The organism is Mesorhizobium sp. M8A.F.Ca.ET.161.01.1.1, from assembly GCF_004792105.1.
Taxonomy (GTDB): Bacteria; Pseudomonadota; Alphaproteobacteria; order Rhizobiales; family Rhizobiaceae; genus Mesorhizobium.
Window position 1 is genome coordinate 1 of sequence record NZ_SRTD01000372.1, and the last position, 307, is coordinate 307.

The following is a 307-nucleotide window of genomic DNA, read 5'->3' on the forward strand; positions in this document are numbered from 1 at the left end:
CAGGGACAGCAGGTCCTGCGCCGGCTGGCCGTCTTCAAGGCCTTCTTCGACTGCCAGGGCCTCATTGAGCAGCGCATCGCGGGCACGAGCGCGCAGCTCTTCGACGATGTCCTCGTCGAAACCTTCCACGGCCAGCAGTTCGCCGACCGGGACATATGCGATTTCCTCGACGGTGCCGAAGCCTTCGCTGACCAGGATGCCGGCGATTTCCTCGTCCACTTCCAGCTTGTCCATGAACAGCTGGCGGGCGGCAGCCTGCTCGGCCTCCGACTTGGCGGTGACCTGGTCCTGGGTCATCACGTTGAGC

At 64.5% G+C, this 307-nt stretch carries 1 pseudogene; it reads right to left on the minus strand.

Features of this window, described 5'->3' with window-relative positions:
• Window positions 1-307: pseudogene (gene nusA / locus EN804_RS36130) on the minus strand (transcription termination/antitermination protein NusA); the annotation flags it as partial.